Source organism: Streptomyces glaucescens (genome assembly GCF_002154375.1).
Classification (GTDB): domain Bacteria; phylum Actinomycetota; class Actinomycetes; order Streptomycetales; family Streptomycetaceae; genus Streptomyces; species Streptomyces glaucescens.
Window position 1 is genome coordinate 1 of record NZ_MUND01000656.1, and the last position, 970, is coordinate 970.

Below are 970 nucleotides of genomic sequence, written 5' to 3' on the forward strand. Positions count from 1 at the left end.
CCTCACCGGTGGGCGGGGGCTGGCGGCTGGTCCTGGAGGCCGCGGCCGGGAAGATCATCGGCAGTACGGGCCTGGCGGCCGCCCGCCCGCCGCCGCGGGACTCCGGCACCCCGGCCGGACGTGGCCGGCCCGTGGGTGGTGATGCGGGCCGAGCTGTTCGCCCGGCCGGCCGGGCGCGCCGGCCCGGGAGCTGATCGCGGCGCGCCGCCGGATGCCGCCCGAGGTGCTCCTGCCGGTGTCCGACCGGGTGGTGGACGGGGGCTGTCCGACCCGTCACGGCTCGATCCTCTCGCGCGCCGAGGCCCGCGCCCGCGAGGCCCGGGCCGTCTCCTGGGCATGGGCGGCCCGGCCGGAGGAACGGGTGCGGGAGGACATCGGCCGCCCGCGGGAGCGCGGACGCGGGCCCCGGTCGACGCGATCGCCGAGCGGCTGCTGGTCGGGGGACCTGGGCCACGGCCTGCCCGGCCGACCGCGGCGGCCCGCGCCGACGGGGCCACGCTGAGGTCTTCTCAGCCGAGGTCTTCCGGGGCGGTGTCCGGGCCGAGGCCCAGCCACGCCAGGGCCTCCGCCACGCCGGGGACCACGCTCACGCCGTCCGGCAGCGGCGGGCGCCGTACCACCAGGACGGGCAGGCCGAGTTCACGCGCCGCGGTGAGTTTGGCGGCGGTCGCCGCTCCCCCGCTGTCCTTCGTCACCAGCACGTCGATCCGGTGCTCGCGCAGCAGCGCCAGCTCGTCGGCCACGGTGAACGGCCCACGCGCCAGCACCTGCGTCATGTCCGGCGGCACCGGCGGCCCGGCGGGCTCCACGGACCGTACGACGAAGTGCAGCCGGTCCAGATGCGCGAAGGCCGCGAGGTCCATGCGGCCGGTGGTGAGGAGGACCCGGCGACCGGTGGCACCCGGCCGGCTCACTGGCCGACGCGGCGCGGCTGCTGCCGGACCTGGGCCGCCGGGTCCTCCTCACCACC

At 79.0% G+C, this 970-nt stretch carries 1 protein-coding gene and 1 pseudogene; one reads left to right on the plus strand and one right to left on the minus strand.

Features of this window, described 5'->3' with window-relative positions; translation table 11 throughout:
• Positions 1–194: hypothetical protein (locus CCN42_RS43910; RefSeq protein ID WP_422641236.1), on the plus strand; the 194-nt coding region annotated here is incomplete at its 5' end.
• Between the two features lie 315 nt (positions 195–509).
• Here the strand turns inward: CCN42_RS43910 and CCN42_RS34175 are convergent.
• Positions 510–893 (minus strand): annotated as a pseudogene (locus CCN42_RS34175) (precorrin-6A/cobalt-precorrin-6A reductase); the annotation flags it as partial.
• Between the last annotated feature and the right edge of the window lie 77 nt (positions 894–970).